The sequence below is a fragment of the Pseudomonas sp. B20(2017) genome (genome assembly GCF_002113125.1).
In the GTDB taxonomy this organism is placed as follows: Bacteria; Pseudomonadota; Gammaproteobacteria; order Pseudomonadales; family Pseudomonadaceae; genus Aquipseudomonas.
In genome coordinates this window covers 379,300-393,824 of the sequence record NZ_NEJP01000001.1, presented here as the reverse complement: position 1 = coordinate 393,824, position 14,525 = coordinate 379,300, and the positions used below count along the sequence as shown (strand labels likewise).

The following is a 14,525-nucleotide window of genomic DNA, read 5'->3' as shown; positions in this document are numbered from 1 at the left end:
GCTCAAACTTCCCGCGACAGAGCTTAGGAGACTGCCATCGCGGGCAATGATCAGTTTTAGTATTGCGACAGATCCGCCAGCGGATGCCGCCCCTCCCACACCTTGTGAAAGTGCGCCTCGACCACCGCGTCCGGCACCCGGGCGATGTCCGGCCAGTGCCAGTGCGGTTTGTGATCCTTGTCGATCAATCGCGCCCGGACCCCTTCGCTGAACTCCGGATGCCGGCAGCAATTGAGGCTCAGGGTGTATTCCATCTGAAAAACTTCGGCCAGCGACAAGTGGCGGGCACGAATGATCTGTTCCCAGACCAGATGCGCGGTCAGTGGCGAGCCTTCGCTCATGGTTTTCGCGGCACGGGCAATCAACAGGTCGCTGCTGTCGCGATGCAGGCTGATGGCTTTCCAGGCGCAGGTCACGTCGCTGACATCCAGCCATTCATCGATCTGCTGCCGACGCGGCAGCCATTGGGCCTCCGGCATTTGTGCGACGGCTTCCTGCTGCAACGCCTTGAGCAGGCTGTTGAGCTGCATGGCGGTCTGTTCCTGCCAGTTCAACTGCAGCAAGCCGTCGATCAGTTCCTGCTGTTGTTCGTCGAGCAGGAAGCGGTCGGCCAGGTCCAGATCGATCGCATCGCGGCCATTCATGTGCGCGCCGGTCAAACCAAGGAACAAACCGAGCTTGCCCGGCAGACGCGACAGGAACCAACTGGCGCCGACATCCGGGTACAGGCCGATGCTGATTTCCGGCATCGCCAGACGACTGCTCGGCGTGACGATCCGGATGCTCGCGCCTTGTAGCAGGCCCATGCCGCCGCCGAGCACATAACCATGGCCCCAGCAGATCAACGGTTTCGGGTAGGTGTGCAGGCTGTAGTCCAGCCGATATTCAGCGTTGAAAAACTGTGCGGCCAGCGGTGGTACTTCACCGGGATGGGCGCGACAGGCTTCCACCAGGCTGCGCACTTCGCCGCCGGCGCAGAAGGCCTTGGCGCCATTGCCGCGCAGCAGCACGCAGACGATTTGCGGATCCTTGGCCCAGGCGTTCAGTTTGTCGCTCAGGGCGTGGATCATCGGCAGGGACAGCGCATTGAGCGACTTTTCGGCGTCCAGCGTGGCCACGCCGAGGCGCGCGCCATCGGTGCCGGTGAGTTCTTCGAAGTGCAGATTCATCGTGACCTCGATCGGGAATTTGAACGATCAGTATGATCGCTGTGTGGGAAAGTGCCGGATCTGCGTCAGATCAATTGACAAGCGTGGTCGGCTTTCCTAGGGTTCGCCCCATTGTTTTTGCCGGGTATGACCATGACTGCTGACGACCGTATCAAACTCGAACCGAGCTGGAAGGAGGCACTGCGTGCCGAATTCGACCAGCCCTACATGGCAGAGTTGCGCACTTTTCTGCAGCAGGAGCGGGCGGCCGGCAAGGAAATCTATCCGCCGGGACCGCTGATTTTCAATGCGTTGAATTCCACCCCGCTGGACAAGGTGAAAGTGGTCATCCTCGGCCAGGACCCGTACCACGGCCCGGGCCAGGCACACGGCTTGTGCTTCTCGGTGCAGCCGGGCGTACCGGCGCCGCCTTCGCTGGTCAACATCTATAAAGAGCTGAAGCGCGACCTGAACATCGACATCCCCAACCATGGCTATCTGCAGAGCTGGGCCGATCAGGGCGTGTTGATGCTCAACACCACCATGACCGTCGAGCGCGCTAACGCCAATGCGCACAAGGACAAGGGCTGGCAGTTCTTCACTGACCGGATCATTGAAGTGGTCAGCCAGCGCCAGCCGCATCTGGTTTTCATGCTCTGGGGCTCCCACGCGCAGAGCAAACAGAAGCTGATCGACGCGACCAAACATCTGGTGCTGACTTCGGTACACCCGTCGCCGCTGTCGGCCTATCGCGGTTTCCTCGGTTGCGGGCATTTCAGCCGCACCAATAAATTCCTGGAGCAGAACGGCGAAGCGCCGATCGAGTGGCGCCTGCCGTCGGTGGTCTGAAACTCAGGGCTGGCGGTTCCAGTATTTGAACAACGGTTCCGCCAGAAACAACACGAACAGCAACCGCATCACCTGCATCGCCGTCACCAGCGGCACTGACAATTGCAGGGTTTCTGCCGTCAGGCTCATCTCGGCGATTCCGCCGGGCATCATGCCCAGGGTCAGTGATCGCAGATCCAGATGAGTCAGTGCACTCAGCCCCAATGCCGCCAGGGTCGCGATCAGCATGGTCAGCGCCGTGCCGATCAACGTGCGTCCCATGAACGATGGCGCGCGGCGGAAGAACTGCCGGTTGAAGTGACAGCCCAATCCGCTGCCGATCAGCCACTGACCAATCTGACTGCCGCCATTGGGCAGGCCAATGTGCAGATCCCAGCCTATGCTCACCGCCGCGCTGACCAGCAGCGGGCCGAACAGCCACGGATTGGGCTGACGCAAACGTTGCCAAAACCAGGCGAGCAGGCCGCCCGCCGGAAAAAGAATCGCCAGCCAGCGCCAATCGACGCTGCCAGCGTGTGAAATCGGGGTGCCATCACCCAGCAGATATTTGAATGCCGCCGGCACACACAGCACCACCACCAGCACCCGCAAGCTCTGCCCGGCCGCGACATGGCTGAGCATCGCGCCGTTGCGGGCGCCGAGGTTGACCATCTCGCCGGAGCCGCCGGGCATGCTGGAGAAGAATGCCGTGGCGCGATCCTCGCCGGTGCGGCGCATCAGCCACACGCCGACCACCGCCGACAGGCTGGTGACCAGTGCGCCGAAGAAGATCAGGCCGAAGTGGCTGAGCACCTGCTCCATCACCAGCGGGGTGAAGTGCAAACCGATGCCGATCCCGACGATCCACTGGCCGCATTTGCGGCCGCCAGGGATTTCGGTCAATTGCCACGGGGTCAGGCAGCGCACCAGGATGATCGCCAGCAACGAGCCGACCATCCACGGCAGCGGCCAGCCGATCTGGCTGGCGATGTAGCCGCCAAGCAGACCGACCAGCGGGGTTCCCCACCAGGTTTTAAGGGAGAGCCGATCAGACATCGGCGATAGCGCGTTGCGCGGCAGAGCGTTTGCGCCAGATGCGCAGCAGTGGCATCAGCAACATGATCGCTGTCAGCACCCAGACACCGAAGGTGATCGGGCTCGACCAGAGAATCTCCAGCGCACCGTTGGAAATCGACAGCGCCCGGCGCAGGTTCTGCTCCATCAGGCCGCCGAGGATGAAGCCCAGCAGGACTGGCGACAGCGGGAAATCCAGTTTGCGCAAGATGTAGCCGAATATGCCGATGCCGACCATCAGGAACAGGTCGAACGTGGTCGCGTGCACGGCGTAGACGCCGATCCCGGTAATGATCGCGATCACCGGCACCAGTGCCCAGTTCGGCACAGCGAGGATGCGGGTGAAGATGCGGATCATCGGGATGTTCAGGATCACCAGCATGATGTTGGCGATGAACAGCGAGGCGATCAGGCCCCAGACGATGTCCGGTTGTTGCTGGAACAGCAGCGGGCCGGGAGTGATGTTGTACAGCGACAGAGCGCCGATCATCACCGCCGTGGTGCCCGAACCCGGAACGCCGAGGGTCAGCATCGGCACCAGCGCGCCGCAGGCGGAGGCACCGATCGCGGTTTCCGGGGCAGCGAGGCCGCGCGCGTCGCCCTGACCGAACTTGCCGCTGGCTCCGGCGATGCGTTTCTCGGTCATGTAGGCAACGGCGCTGGCCAGGGTCGCGCCGGCACCCGGCAACACACCCATGATGAAACCGAGCAGGCCGCAACGGATGTTCACCACGAACACCGAAGCCGCTTCCTTGAAGTTGAACATCATCCGACCGGTGGCTTTCACCGCTTCCTGGCCGCGATGGGTTTTCTCCAGCAGCAGAAGGATTTCGCTGATCGAGAACAGGCCCAGCACCAGCACCACGAACTGAATGCCGTCAGTCAGGTGAATGTTGTCGCCGGTAAAGCGGTACACGCCGCTGTTGGCGTCGATGCCGACGCTGGACAGAAACAAACCGATCAACGCCGCGATGAAGGTCTTCAACGGTCGGTCGCCGGCCATACCGCCGAGGCAGACAATCGCGAACACCATCAACACGAAGTATTCCGCCGGCCCGAAGGCTATCGCCCATTTCGCCAGCAGCGGCGCGAACAGCACCATGCCGCAGGTGGCGATGAAGGCGCCGATGAACGAGCTCCATGCCGACAACGACAGCGCGACGCCAGCCAGGCCTTTGCGGGCCATCGGGTAACCGTCGAGAGTGGTCATCACGGTGGAGGCTTCGCCCGGAATGTTCAGCAGGATCGAGCTGATCCGGCCGCCGTATTCGCAACCCAGATAAACCGCCGCCAGCAGGATCAGTGCCGACTCCGGCGGCAGCCCGAGGGCGAATGCAATCGGGATCAGCAACGCCACGCCGTTGATCGGGCCCAGGCCCGGCAACAATCCGACCACGGTGCCGATCAGCGTGCCGGTCAGGGCTGTGACCAGGTTGTACGGACTCAGCGCGACGCCGAAGCCCTGACCCAAATAACCGAGAGTATCCATATCAGTTCTCCAGAACGTCGAGCAGGCCGAGGGGCAGCGGTACGTCCATCACGCGGTCGAACAGCACGTACAAACCGATCGCCATCAGCGTCGTGACAATGATGCTGGGCACCCAGCGCCCGCCATACAGGCGCGCCATCGGGATGCCGATCAGAATGCTGCTGAGGATGAAGCCCAGCGGTTCGAACAAGCCGGCGAACACCAGCAGCAGGGCGACGCAGATCGAGATCTTGGTCAGGGTTTCGCGATCCAGCGGCGGTTCGTCCTCACTGTGTTTGATGGGCGCCGGGCGAAACACCATGTACAGCAGCGCCAGGCCCATCAGGCCCAGCATCAGCAGGGGGAATGCCCGAGGGCCGACCGGTTCGTAGGAAAAAGCCGCCTGATACGGCCAGGCCATCAGTGCCAGGCTGGCGCAGACCAGCAACAGCACCGAGGCAAAAATGCGTTGAATAAGCATGGGGAGCTCCTGGGTCACGACCCTGCGTGGCAGGGCCGTGAGCGCTAGACAGAGACGATCACTGAATCAGGCCGAACTCTTTGGCCAGCACCTTGTAGTCCGCCACTTGTTTCTTGACGTAGGTGTCCAGCTCGGGGCCGGTCATGGCGAAAGGGAACAGCTCACGCTGATCGCGCAGCTTGGCGAAGTCGTCGGAGGCCAGCAGTTTGTCGAAGGAGTCTTTCCACCAGGCGTAGTCTTCGTCGCTGACTTTCGGCCCGAGGTAGAAACCGCGCACCACCGGCCAGACGATGTCGTAGCCTTGCTCGCGGGCGGTCGGGATGTCTTTCATTTCCGGCTCGTCCAGGCGTTTCTCGGCAAACACGGCCAGCAGGCGCATGTCACCACTCTGGATGTGCGGCATGGAGTCGGAGATGTCGGTACTGCCGACCTGGATGTGGCCGCCGAGCAGGGCGGTGGCGATCTCGCCGCCACCTTCGAGGGCGACGTAACGCAGGTCGCGCGGGTTGATCCCGGCGGCTTTTGCAATCAGTGCGGTCTGCATCCAGTCCTGGCTGCCGACGGTGCCGCCGGAGCCGATGACCACGGAGCTCGGATCTTTCTTCAGCGCTTGCACGAGATCGTCGAGGGTTTTGTAGGGGGAGTCGTTTTTCACCGCGATGGCGCCGTAGCTGGTGCCGACCGCCGCCAGCCAGCGCACGTTGGTTTCATCGAACCGACCGAACTTGCCTTGGGCCAGGTTCAACAGTGAACCGCTGGACCACGCCACCAAAGTGCCCGCATCAGCCGGACGCTGCGCCACGACGGCGTTGTACGCCACCGCGCCGACACCGCCGGGCATGTAGGTCACGCGCATCGGCTTGGTCAGCAGTTTTTCGTTGACCAGCGCGCTTTGCGCCAGTTTGCAGGTCAGGTCGAAACCGCCGCCGGGTGAGGCGGGGGCAATGCATTCCGGACGTTTGGGTTCGGCCATCAGTTGGCCGGCGAACAATACGCAACCGGCGGCGAGGGCGAAACGGCGCAGGGATCGGTTCATGAGTGTCTCCATGGGAGTTGTTGTTTTTGGGGATATTTCAGGTGCGGCAGTTTCGCGCGTGCAGGCTGACAGGCTCAGACCCGGACGGGTTGAACGCCGCGCAGCCGACGATGGCGCTGACAAGCGAAAACAGGGAAATACGAGAGGAAGAATGAAACGGGTCAACCTGAAGCTGTGTGGACAGCATGATGCAGTACCTCGTTATTGTTCTTATTGGCGAAAACGCATCGTGGCGTTTTTCGAGAGCTACGTTTTGAAGCTATGGTGCAGCAACGGAGAAAACGGCGAAGGTCGGCAGTCGGGACCCTCGGTGAAGCGACTGTAACGGCCCAACCTTTCGCTAACCTTTCAGTATTCTTTCGCGTGTTTTCGGGCTTCACAGTGGCGGTTGCGGCTGTAAACTCCGCCGCAAAGAATGGCGTCGGCCATCCCTGAATGAGGTAGAGATCCATGCGTGTCCTGCTCGTCGAAGACCATTTGCCGCTGGCCGAAAGCGTTGCCCAGGCGCTCAAGAGCACCGGTCTGACCGTGGATGTCTTGCACGATGGCGTGGCTGCCGACCTGGCCCTGGGCAGTGAGGAATACGCGGTGGCGATCCTTGATGTCGGCCTGCCGCGCATGGACGGTTTTGAGGTGCTGGCGCGCCTGCGGGCCCGGGGCAAGAACCTGCCGGTGCTGATGCTGACCGCCCGCAGCGACGTCAAGGATCGGGTCCATGGGCTCAATCTCGGCGCTGACGATTATCTGGCCAAGCCGTTCGAGCTCACCGAACTCGAAGCGCGAGTCAAAGCCCTGCTGCGCCGTAGTGTGCTCGGCGGCGAACGCCAGCAGCGTTGCGGCGTGCTGGCCTATGACCTCGATACCCGGCGCTTCACCCTCGGCGAAGAATTGCTGACGCTGACCTCTCGCGAACAGGCAGTGCTCGAAGCGCTGATTGCTCGTCCGGGGCGGGTGATGAGCAAGGAACAACTGGCTGCGCAGGTGTTCGGTCTCGACGAAGAGGCCAGCCCCGACGCCATCGAAATCTACGTGCACCGCCTGCGCAAAAAGCTCGACGGCCATTCAGTGGCCATCGTGACCTTTCGCGGTCTGGGCTATCTGCTGGAAAGCCGCGATGCATAAGCCCAGCAGCCTGCGCTGGCGGTTGGTGTGGAACCTCGCGCTGCTGCTGGTGGTGTTGATGCTCGCCAGCGGATTGAGCGCGTACTGGAACGGTCGCGAAGCCGCCGACACCGCCTACGACCGCACACTTCTCGCGTCAGCACGAACCATCGCCGCCGGTCTGTCCCAGCGCGATGGCAGTCTCAGTGCCGACGTGCCTTACGTGGCGCTCGATACCTTTGCCTACGACAGTGCGGGGCGCATTTATTACCAGGTCAACGACATCAACCAGAAGTTGATTTCCGGCTACGAAAACCTGCCGGGCCCGCCGCCGGGCACACCGAGAACCGACAGCTATCCCGCCTTGGCGCGCTTTTACGACGCGAAATATCAGGGGCAGAACGTGCGCGTGGTGAGTTTGCTCAAGGCAGTGAGCGAACCGAACATGAACGGCATGGCGGAGATTCGCGTTGCCGAAACCGACGAGGCGCGCGTCAGCATGGCCCGCAGTCTGGCGGCCGATACGCTGCTGCGGCTCGGGATGCTGGCGATTGGCGCGTTGTTGCTGGTGTGGTTTGCGGTGAGTGCTGCGCTGCGGCCGATCGAGCGTTTGCGCACGGCAGTGGAAGAGCGTCAGCCCGATGATCTGCGGCCCTTGCCATTGGTGGAAGTGCAGCACGAATTGTGGCCGCTGGTGCGGGCGCTCAATCACTTTACCGAGCGCCTGCGCGGGCAGTTCGAGCGGCAGGCGCAATTCATCGCCGATGCGGCCCACGAATTGCGCACGCCACTGGCGGCGCTCAAGGCGCGGCTTGAACTGGGCTTGCGCTCGAACGAGCCGCAGACCTGGCGCGACACGTTGGAATCTTCGGCGCAAAGCACGGATCGCCTGACCCATCTGGCCAACCAGTTGTTGTCGCTGGCCCGGGTGGAAAACGGCGCCCGGGCGATTGCCGAGGGCGGTGCGCAGTTGCTCGATCTGAGTCAGTTGGCGCGGGAACTGGGCATGGCCATGGCGCCGCTGGCCCACGCGCGGGGTGTCGCGCTGGCGCTGGAGGCGGACGAGCCGGTCTGGCTGCGTGGCGAGCCGACGTTGCTCAACGAGTTGCTGAGCAATCTGGTGGATAACGCGCTGGCGCACACGCCGCCGGGCGGCAACGTGATCCTGCGGGTCACGGCGCCGGCGGTGCTGGAGGTTGAAGACGATGGGCCGGGCATTCCGCTGGAGGAGCGGGATCGGGTGTTCGAACGCTTTTACCGGCGCAACCAGCAGGTGGCCGGTTCCGGGCTCGGGCTGGCGATCGTCGGGGAAATCTGCCGCGCGCATCTGGCGCAGATCAGTCTGCACGATGGCGAGCAGGCGGGTTTGAAAGTGCGGGTGAGTTTTGTCGCCGGTTGATCAGTAGAACATCGACCGCGATTCTTCCAGATCTGCACACAGCGCCTTGTTTTCCGGGTCGATGCCAAGCTTGCGGAATGCCGGCACGCTGAACGGATCGATGCGGGCTATCGGGTGATCGGTGTCCTTGTGGCAATACAGACTGGCCACTTGCACGATGTCGACGTAATCGATCTGCTGCGATTCGCGTTTGAGGTCTTGATACAACCCCGGCAGCTCCACCAAGCGCTCGGGAAACTCCCAGACCCGCAGCAGCTTGTCGCCGAGCAGCGGATGGATCTGATCGATCACATGATTGAGGCTGACCGGATCGGACAGCAATTCGTAGTGGTCTTCGGCATAGGTCAGGATCGGCAGCACGCCGATCTGATGAACCAGTCCTCCGAGCGCGGCCTGATCGGGCTTGAGCTGGGTATAGCGGCGGCACAGGGCGTAACTGACACCGGCGATTTCCAGGCTCTTGCGCCAGACTTCGCGCATCTTCTGTTCGACCACGTCGGAGCGGGCGTGGAAGATCTGCTCCATCACCAGCCCGATCGCCAGGTTGCTGCTGTAGTTGACGCCGAGCCGGGTGATGGCGGTGTGCAGGTCGGTGACTTCCTGAGTGGCGCGCAGCAGCGGACTGTTGACCACTTTGATCAGGCGCGCCGACAGCGCCGTGTCGCGGCCGATCACTTTGCTCAGGTCGCTGACGCTGATGTCCGGATCTTCAGCGGCCTTGCGAATCTGCAGGGCCACTTCCGGTAACGTTGGCAGAACCAGGTCATCGTTATCGATGGCCTCAACCAAATCCTGTTGGACCTTATCCGCCAGCTCACTCATGTCGTTTCTCTAGGGTGTTGCAACAAATGCTGCGATCAACGCTGGATTTCGCGGTCGCGATCCAGTTCGTAAGGCAGGTCGAGCAAGTGCAGCGCCGGACCTTCGGCCGTGCCCAGATGCAAATCGCCTGCGTCGGCAGCTTCGGCCTGCAACACCGCCAGCAGTTCAATATTCTTTTCGGTACGGGCGGCCAGCACCACTTCGCCGATGGAGCTGCCGTGGCTCGGGGCGAACAGCGGGGTGCCCGGCTCCGGCAATTCACTGGCGTCCAGTTGCACGCGGTACAGGCGACGCTTGAGTTTGCCCAGGTACTGCATGCGCGCGACGATTTCCTGGCCGGTGTAGCAGCCTTTCTTGAAGCTCACGCCGCCGACGGCCTGCAGGTTGAGCATCTGCGGGATAAACAGCTCGCGGGTGCTCGGCATGACCTGACCGATGCCGGCGCGGATCTGGCCCAGCAGCCACTGATTGAGTTCGGTTTCGGTCAATTGCGCGGACAGCTTGCCTTTGACGGTGTAGGCCTGATCGGCTGGCACCCAGAGTTCGGCCCGGTTCGGGGAGACGCGAATCGCGATCAGCCCTTCGTGGCGAGCCACGCTGTCGGTATCCGCCGGCAGTTCCAGACCCAGGCTGCTCAGGGCGGCATCGCCATGATCCAGACCGAAGCGCACCCAGGAGGCGCTTTCATCGGTCAGTTTCGATTTGGAGAACACTGCGTACTTTTTCAGATCCGCCAGTTGCGGCTCCAGCAGCTCGCCGGCCATCGCCAGCAGTACGCCGTCGCCTTCCAGCACGATGCGGAAACTCGACTGCATCCGGCCTTTCTGCGTGCAACGGGCACCAAGGCTGGCCTGGGTTTCACTCAGGTAATTGATGTTGCAGGTCAGCTGGCCTTGCAGGAATTTGCCGGCATCCGCGCCGCGAACCGCGAGAACGCCTTCATGAGACAGGGTGCAGAAAAAAGCAGAATCGGCCATGGGTCATCGCTGGGTAAATAGACTGGGGCACATCATAAGGGGGCGGTGTTGAAATGGGTAGTTGATAAAGGATCGGTGGTGCCCGACCAAAGCCGACTGTTCGGCCCGCTTCGGGCCTGTATACTTGCGGCCTATTTGAGGAGGGCTCCATGGTCGAACAAGTTGAACTGAATCGCCTCTTTTGGCACAGCCGTCGCGGCATGCTGGAACTCGACGTGTTGCTGGTGCCGTTCGTGAAAGAGGTCTATTCGAATCTGAACGAGGTGGATCGCGCGCTGTATGTCCGCCTGCTGGAGTGTGAAGATCAGGACATGTTCGGCTGGTTCATGGAGCGCAGCGAATCGGAAGATCCCGAGCTGCAACGCATGGTTCGCATGATTCTGGATCGTGTCCAGCCCAAGTAATACGTTCGAATGCCGCTGGCATGCCTCACGGCAGTTGCTGGCGGCTTATCTTCTGGCCCAGGCATTCGCGCTGGGTTCTCTGTTTCTGTTATCGATTCCATTCTGGGCAGGTTTGCTCGGGGCTTTCGCGTGTCTCGGCCATGCTGCCTGGGTGTTGCCGCGGCAGATTCTGTTGACTCATCCCACGTCTTTTAGCGGATTTCGGCGAGACGCCGATGGTTGGCAGGTGTGGAACCGGGCCCATGGCTGGCAAACGGTGCAATTGCGCCCGGACAGTCTGGCGCTGCCGCTGATCGTGGTGCTGCGCTTTCGGTTGCGTGGTGAGCGGCGGGTCAGGTCGATCTGTGTGCCTCGGGATGCGCAGGCGACGGATTTGCACCGACGCCTGCGGGTACGGCTCAAGTTCAGCCGACGTAGGTGGGCGGCACCAGAATAGTGTCGAGTGCTTCGGGCAGCAGGTCCGGGTAGTCGAGGGTGTAATGCAGGCCCCGGCTTTCCTTGCGCTCCATGGCTGAGCGGATCATCAGTTCCGCCACTTGTGCCAGGTTGCGCAGCTCGATCAGGTCACGGCTGACTTTGTAGTTACTGTAGAACTCGTCGATTTCGTCCAGCAGCAGACGCACGCGATGTTGTGCCCGTTGCAGGCGCTTGTTGGTGCGCACGATGCCGACGTAGTCCCACATGAACCGCCGCAATTCGTCCCAGTTGTGGGCGATGATCACGTCTTCATCGGAGTCGGTCACCTGGCTGGCGTCCCAGGCGGGCAGGGCGCGCGGGATCGCGACGTCGGGCAGTTGCTCAAGAATGTCCGCCGCTGCCGAACGGGCGTAGACGAAGCATTCAAGCAGGGAGTTGCTGGCCATACGGTTGGCGCCGTGCAGTCCGGTGAAGCTGGTTTCGCCGATGGCGTAGAGACCGGGCACATCGGTGCGGCCCTGTTGATCGACCATCACGCCGCCGCAGGTGTAGTGCGCCGCCGGTACGACCGGAATCGGTTGCTTGGTGATATCGATGCCGAATCCGAGGCAGCGCTCGTAGACCGTCGGGAAGTGCGATTTGATGAAGGCTTCGGGCTTGTGGCTGATGTCGAGGTAGACGCAATCGACACCCAGGCGCTTCATTTCATGGTCGATGGCGCGGGCGACGATGTCCCGTGGTGCCAGTTCTGCGCGTGAGTCGAAACGTTGCATGAAGCGTTCGCCGTTCGGCAGCTTCAAATGGGCGCCTTCGCCGCGCAGGGCTTCGGTTACCAGGAAACTCTTGGCTTGCGGGTGATAGAGGCAAGTGGGGTGGAACTGGTTGAACTCCAGGTTTGCCACCCGGCAACCCGAACGCCACGCCATGGCGATGCCATCACCGCAGGCACCGTCAGGGTTGCTTGTATATAGATAGACTTTGGCAGCGCCGCCGGACGCCAGGATCACGAAGCGTGCACCGAAGGTATCGACTTCTCCGGTTTTGCGGTTGAGCACGTAGGCGCCGAGGCAGCGTTCGCCTTCCAGCCCCAGTCGACGTTCGGTGATCAGATCGACCGCTACCCGTTGTTCGAGCAATTCGATGTTCGGGCGTTCTTTGGCCTGGGCCAGCAGGGTTGTGAAGATCGCGGCGCCAGTGGCATCGGCTGCATGGATGATCCGTCGATGGCTGTGTCCGCCTTCGCGGGTCAGGTGGAATTCGAACCCCCCGTCTTCAGTACCGGATTGTTCATCGCGGGTGAAGGGCACGCCCTGGTCGATCAGCCACCGGATCGCTTCTTTGCTGTGCTCCACGGTGAAACGCACCGCGTCTTCATGGCACAGGCCGCCGCCGGCATTCAGGGTGTCATCGACATGGGACTCGACGGTGTCGGTGTCGTCCAGTACTGCCGCGACGCCACCTTGTGCCCAATAGGTCGAGCCGTTGGCGAGGTCGCCTTTGCTCAGTACGGCGATGCGCAGGTGACCGGGCAGGGTCAGCGCGAGACTCAAACCGGCAGCGCCGCTGCCAATCACCAGAACATCGTGTTGAAACTGTTGGCTCATTTCAGGATTCCGCTCAAAGCGACCCGGGTCGGGGTTGGCGCAGGACAGGCGCAGGGGCGAGTCGAGGCAGCCACACAGCCCACTAGTATATAGAGGGGTGGAGCGGCACAATAGCCGGGCCGATATGGCATTGTGAAACTACCGTGACGGAAAAATCCCGACGCTTTGTCGTCAGTTTTTTCAGCAGTTTTGGGGAAAAGCGACTGTATCGACGATGAAACAGGCTTTTTCCGCTCACGGTTGCCCAAGGTCGGTGCGACACGTCTATAAATATTTGGAACTTTTGCCAGAGGCCCAAGATCAATAGACAGTTGCCCGAAACAAGGGACAGTGTCGGCTTCAATGCGGAACCTGCGGTTGGGTTCTTGCCGGCGAGCCGATGACAAGATTATTCGCGCAGCCGGTTCATCCCGCGCTGCGTTTTTCGTGCGTGCCAAATCAGAGCTCGCAGGAAACTTGCTTGGAGGGGGAGAACTTTTGCGAAAAGCCCGAGTCTATGTTTGCAAGTCCGGTCGATTGGTCATGCAAGCCTCCTCCGAGTTTATCGAGGAGTGTTCATGCTAACCCAGGAAGAGGATCAGCAGCTGGTCGAACGCGTTCAGCGTGGCGACAAGCGAGCTTTCGATCTGTTGGTGCTGAAGTATCAGCACAAGATTCTCGGGTTGATCGTGCGATTTGTGCACGACACCCATGAAGCCCAGGACGTCGCACAAGAAGCCTTTATCAAGGCGTATCGAGCGCTTGGAAATTTCCGCGGCGACAGTGCGTTTTATACGTGGCTGTACCGTATCGCCATCAACACGGCGAAGAACTATCTGGTTTCACGCGGCCGTCGGCCGCCGGATAGCGATGTAAGTTCCGAGGATGCAGAGTTCTATGACGGCGATCACGGCCTCAAAGATCTCGAATCTCCTGAGCGTGCATTGCTGCGGGATGAGATCGAAGGCACCGTCCATCGAACCATTCAGCAACTGCCAGAGGATTTGCGCACGGCGTTAACTTTGCGCGAATTCGATGGTCTGAGTTACGAGGACATCGCGAGCGTCATGCAATGTCCGGTTGGTACCGTGCGCTCCCGGATTTTCCGCGCCCGGGAGGCCATCGATAAAGCCCTGCAGCCGTTGTTGCAGGAAAACTAAAGACAGCGGCGATAGCCAAGAGAGGAACGCCATGAGTCGTGAAGCCCTGCAGGAATCGCTGTCCGCAGTGATGGATAACGAAGCGGACGAACTGGAATTGCGTCGAGTGCTCAATGCACTGGACGATGTTGAAACCCGTGAAACCTGGGCTCGTTACCAGATCGCTCGGGCAGCCATGCACAAGGATCTGTTGCTTCCACGTCTGGATCTCGCTGCAGCCGTTTCTGCTGCGCTGGAAGACGAAGCGACCCCTGCCAAAGTGTCTCGCGGCCCATGGCGCAGCCTCGGTCGTCTGGCCGTAGCCGCTTCGGTGACCGTTGCTGTTCTCGCAGGTGTTCGTCTTTACAACCAGGACGAAATCGCCGGCGTCGAACTCGCTCAGCAATCCAATCAGCCAGTGTTGGCCACTCCTCAGGTCAAAGGTCCGGCGGTATTGGCAGGCTATAATGAGAGTTCGGAAGCTACTGGCCCAATGGCCAATGGCGTACTGCAAGGTCAGCCAGGCTGGCACGATCAGCGTCTGCCAGGTTACCTGCGTCAACACGCTCAACAGGCTGCCTTGAAAGGCACCGAGAGCGCGCTGCCATATGCACGTGCAGCAAGCCTGGAAAACCGTTAAGGGGGATC

16 protein-coding genes are annotated in these 14,525 nt (G+C 61.3%); 8 read left to right on the top strand and 8 right to left on the bottom strand.

Translation table 11 applies throughout. The features are described from left to right. Positions 1 to 56: 56 nt before the first annotated feature. Positions 57 to 1,169 (bottom strand): enoyl-CoA hydratase/isomerase family protein, encoded by a 1,113-nt coding sequence (locus tag CAF63_RS01950; protein WP_085683194.1) that lies wholly within the window; start codon positions 1,167 to 1,169, stop codon positions 57 to 59. A 132-nt stretch (positions 1,170 to 1,301) separates the two neighbouring features. Here CAF63_RS01950 and ung point away from each other — a divergent pair, with 132 nt between their 5' ends. After that, the gene (gene ung, locus CAF63_RS01945; protein ID WP_085683353.1) at positions 1,302 to 1,997 is read left to right on the top strand and encodes a uracil-DNA glycosylase; all 696 of its coding nucleotides are present in this window, start codon (positions 1,302 to 1,304) and stop codon (positions 1,995 to 1,997) included. Between the two features lie 3 nt (positions 1,998 to 2,000). Here the strand turns inward: ung and CAF63_RS01940 are convergent, their stop codons facing one another. Genes CAF63_RS01940 through CAF63_RS01925 form a run of 4 tightly spaced genes read right to left on the bottom strand, consistent with a single transcriptional unit; the run spans position 2,001 to position 6,035 of the window. Beyond that, the gene (locus CAF63_RS01940) at positions 2,001 to 3,032 is read right to left on the bottom strand and encodes an AbrB family transcriptional regulator (protein WP_085683193.1); all 1,032 of its coding nucleotides are present in this window, start codon (positions 3,030 to 3,032) and stop codon (positions 2,001 to 2,003) included. After that, the gene (locus tag CAF63_RS01935; protein ID WP_085683192.1) at positions 3,025 to 4,539 is read right to left on the bottom strand and encodes a tripartite tricarboxylate transporter permease; all 1,515 of its coding nucleotides are present in this window, start codon (positions 4,537 to 4,539) and stop codon (positions 3,025 to 3,027) included. The genes CAF63_RS01940 and CAF63_RS01935 overlap by 8 nt, the downstream gene beginning before the upstream one ends. A gap of 1 nt (position 4,540) precedes the next feature. Next, the gene (locus tag CAF63_RS01930) at positions 4,541 to 4,999 is read right to left on the bottom strand and encodes a tripartite tricarboxylate transporter TctB family protein (protein ID WP_085683191.1); all 459 of its coding nucleotides are present in this window, start codon (positions 4,997 to 4,999) and stop codon (positions 4,541 to 4,543) included. A 58-nt stretch (positions 5,000 to 5,057) separates the two neighbouring features. Further along, on the bottom strand, positions 5,058 to 6,035 hold the full coding sequence (locus CAF63_RS01925) for a tripartite tricarboxylate transporter substrate binding protein (RefSeq protein ID WP_085683190.1): 978 nt from the start codon (positions 6,033 to 6,035) through the stop codon (positions 5,058 to 5,060). Between CAF63_RS01925 and CAF63_RS28740 the strand changes: the two genes are divergently transcribed. From CAF63_RS28740 to CAF63_RS01915, 3 genes are all read left to right on the top strand, one after another. Further along, on the top strand, positions 6,034 to 6,360 hold the full coding sequence (locus CAF63_RS28740) for a hypothetical protein (protein ID WP_158090780.1): 327 nt from the start codon (positions 6,034 to 6,036) through the stop codon (positions 6,358 to 6,360). The genes CAF63_RS01925 and CAF63_RS28740 overlap by 2 nt on opposite strands. Positions 6,361 to 6,485: 125 nt before the next feature. Continuing rightward, on the top strand, positions 6,486 to 7,157 hold the full coding sequence (locus CAF63_RS01920; protein WP_085683189.1) for a response regulator: 672 nt from the start codon (positions 6,486 to 6,488) through the stop codon (positions 7,155 to 7,157). Continuing rightward, entirely contained in the window at positions 7,150 to 8,535 is a 1,386-nt protein-coding gene (locus CAF63_RS01915; RefSeq protein ID WP_085683188.1) for a sensor histidine kinase, read from the top strand. Before CAF63_RS01920 ends, CAF63_RS01915 begins: the two co-directional genes overlap by 8 nt. On the opposite strand, the gene CAF63_RS01910 is transcribed toward CAF63_RS01915, so the two are convergent. Next, on the bottom strand, positions 8,536 to 9,357 hold the full coding sequence (locus CAF63_RS01910; RefSeq protein ID WP_085683187.1) for an HDOD domain-containing protein: 822 nt from the start codon (positions 9,355 to 9,357) through the stop codon (positions 8,536 to 8,538). It abuts the gene before it with no gap. A gap of 35 nt (positions 9,358 to 9,392) precedes the next feature. Then, a complete protein-coding gene (locus CAF63_RS01905; protein ID WP_085683186.1) occupies positions 9,393 to 10,334 on the bottom strand; it encodes a folate-binding protein YgfZ in 942 nt (313 codons plus the stop codon). 149 nt (positions 10,335 to 10,483) lie between these two features. On the opposite strand from CAF63_RS01905, the gene CAF63_RS01900 reads away from it, so the two are divergent. Together CAF63_RS01900 and CAF63_RS01895 are read left to right on the top strand one after the other, a co-directional pair. Continuing rightward, positions 10,484 to 10,738, top strand: a complete 255-nt coding sequence (locus CAF63_RS01900; RefSeq protein WP_065257636.1) for a succinate dehydrogenase assembly factor 2 — start codon at positions 10,484 to 10,486, stop codon at positions 10,736 to 10,738. Continuing rightward, positions 10,722 to 11,174, top strand: coding sequence for a protein YgfX (locus CAF63_RS01895; RefSeq protein WP_085683185.1), 453 nt, complete (start codon positions 10,722 to 10,724; stop codon positions 11,172 to 11,174). Before CAF63_RS01900 ends, CAF63_RS01895 begins: the two co-directional genes overlap by 17 nt. Here CAF63_RS01895 and nadB read toward each other — a convergent pair. Next, positions 11,143 to 12,759: an L-aspartate oxidase gene (nadB, locus tag CAF63_RS01890; protein ID WP_085683184.1), complete on the bottom strand. Its 1,617-nt coding sequence runs from the start codon at positions 12,757 to 12,759 to the stop codon at positions 11,143 to 11,145. The genes CAF63_RS01895 and nadB overlap by 32 nt on opposite strands. A gap of 557 nt (positions 12,760 to 13,316) precedes the next feature. Here nadB and rpoE point away from each other — a divergent pair. Both rpoE and CAF63_RS01880 read left to right on the top strand, forming a co-directional pair. Next, the gene (gene rpoE, locus CAF63_RS01885) at positions 13,317 to 13,898 is read left to right on the top strand and encodes an RNA polymerase sigma factor RpoE (RefSeq protein WP_003172477.1); all 582 of its coding nucleotides are present in this window, start codon (positions 13,317 to 13,319) and stop codon (positions 13,896 to 13,898) included. Between the two features lie 31 nt (positions 13,899 to 13,929). Then, positions 13,930 to 14,517 carry a sigma-E factor negative regulatory protein gene (locus CAF63_RS01880; RefSeq protein WP_011332903.1) on the top strand — a complete coding sequence of 196 codons (588 nt, stop codon included), beginning with the start codon at positions 13,930 to 13,932 and terminating at the stop codon, positions 14,515 to 14,517. Positions 14,518 to 14,525: the final 8 nt, after the last annotated feature.

Coding starts and splice junctions, on each gene's coding strand:
- rpoE (WP_003172477.1), top strand. CDS start 13,317: ATGCTAACCCAGGAAGAGGATCAGCAGCTGGTCGAACGCGTTCAGCGT.
- CAF63_RS01900 (WP_065257636.1), top strand. CDS start 10,484: ATGGTCGAACAAGTTGAACTGAATCGCCTCTTTTGGCACAGCCGTCGC.
- CAF63_RS01905 (WP_085683186.1), bottom strand. CDS start 10,334: ATGGCCGATTCTGCTTTTTTCTGCACCCTGTCTCATGAAGGCGTTCTC.
- CAF63_RS01940 (WP_085683193.1), bottom strand. CDS start 3,032: ATGTCTGATCGGCTCTCCCTTAAAACCTGGTGGGGAACCCCGCTGGTC.
- CAF63_RS01910 (WP_085683187.1), bottom strand. CDS start 9,357: ATGAGTGAGCTGGCGGATAAGGTCCAACAGGATTTGGTTGAGGCCATC.
- CAF63_RS01880 (WP_011332903.1), top strand. CDS start 13,930: ATGAGTCGTGAAGCCCTGCAGGAATCGCTGTCCGCAGTGATGGATAAC.
- CAF63_RS01935 (WP_085683192.1), bottom strand. CDS start 4,539: ATGGATACTCTCGGTTATTTGGGTCAGGGCTTCGGCGTCGCGCTGAGT.
- CAF63_RS28740 (WP_158090780.1), top strand. CDS start 6,034: ATGAGTGTCTCCATGGGAGTTGTTGTTTTTGGGGATATTTCAGGTGCG.
- nadB (WP_085683184.1), bottom strand. CDS start 12,759: ATGAGCCAACAGTTTCAACACGATGTTCTGGTGATTGGCAGCGGCGCT.
- CAF63_RS01950 (WP_085683194.1), bottom strand. CDS start 1,169: ATGAATCTGCACTTCGAAGAACTCACCGGCACCGATGGCGCGCGCCTC.
- CAF63_RS01915 (WP_085683188.1), top strand. CDS start 7,150: ATGCATAAGCCCAGCAGCCTGCGCTGGCGGTTGGTGTGGAACCTCGCG.
- CAF63_RS01920 (WP_085683189.1), top strand. CDS start 6,486: ATGCGTGTCCTGCTCGTCGAAGACCATTTGCCGCTGGCCGAAAGCGTT.
- CAF63_RS01930 (WP_085683191.1), bottom strand. CDS start 4,999: ATGCTTATTCAACGCATTTTTGCCTCGGTGCTGTTGCTGGTCTGCGCC.
- CAF63_RS01925 (WP_085683190.1), bottom strand. CDS start 6,035: ATGAACCGATCCCTGCGCCGTTTCGCCCTCGCCGCCGGTTGCGTATTG.
- ung (WP_085683353.1), top strand. CDS start 1,302: ATGACTGCTGACGACCGTATCAAACTCGAACCGAGCTGGAAGGAGGCA.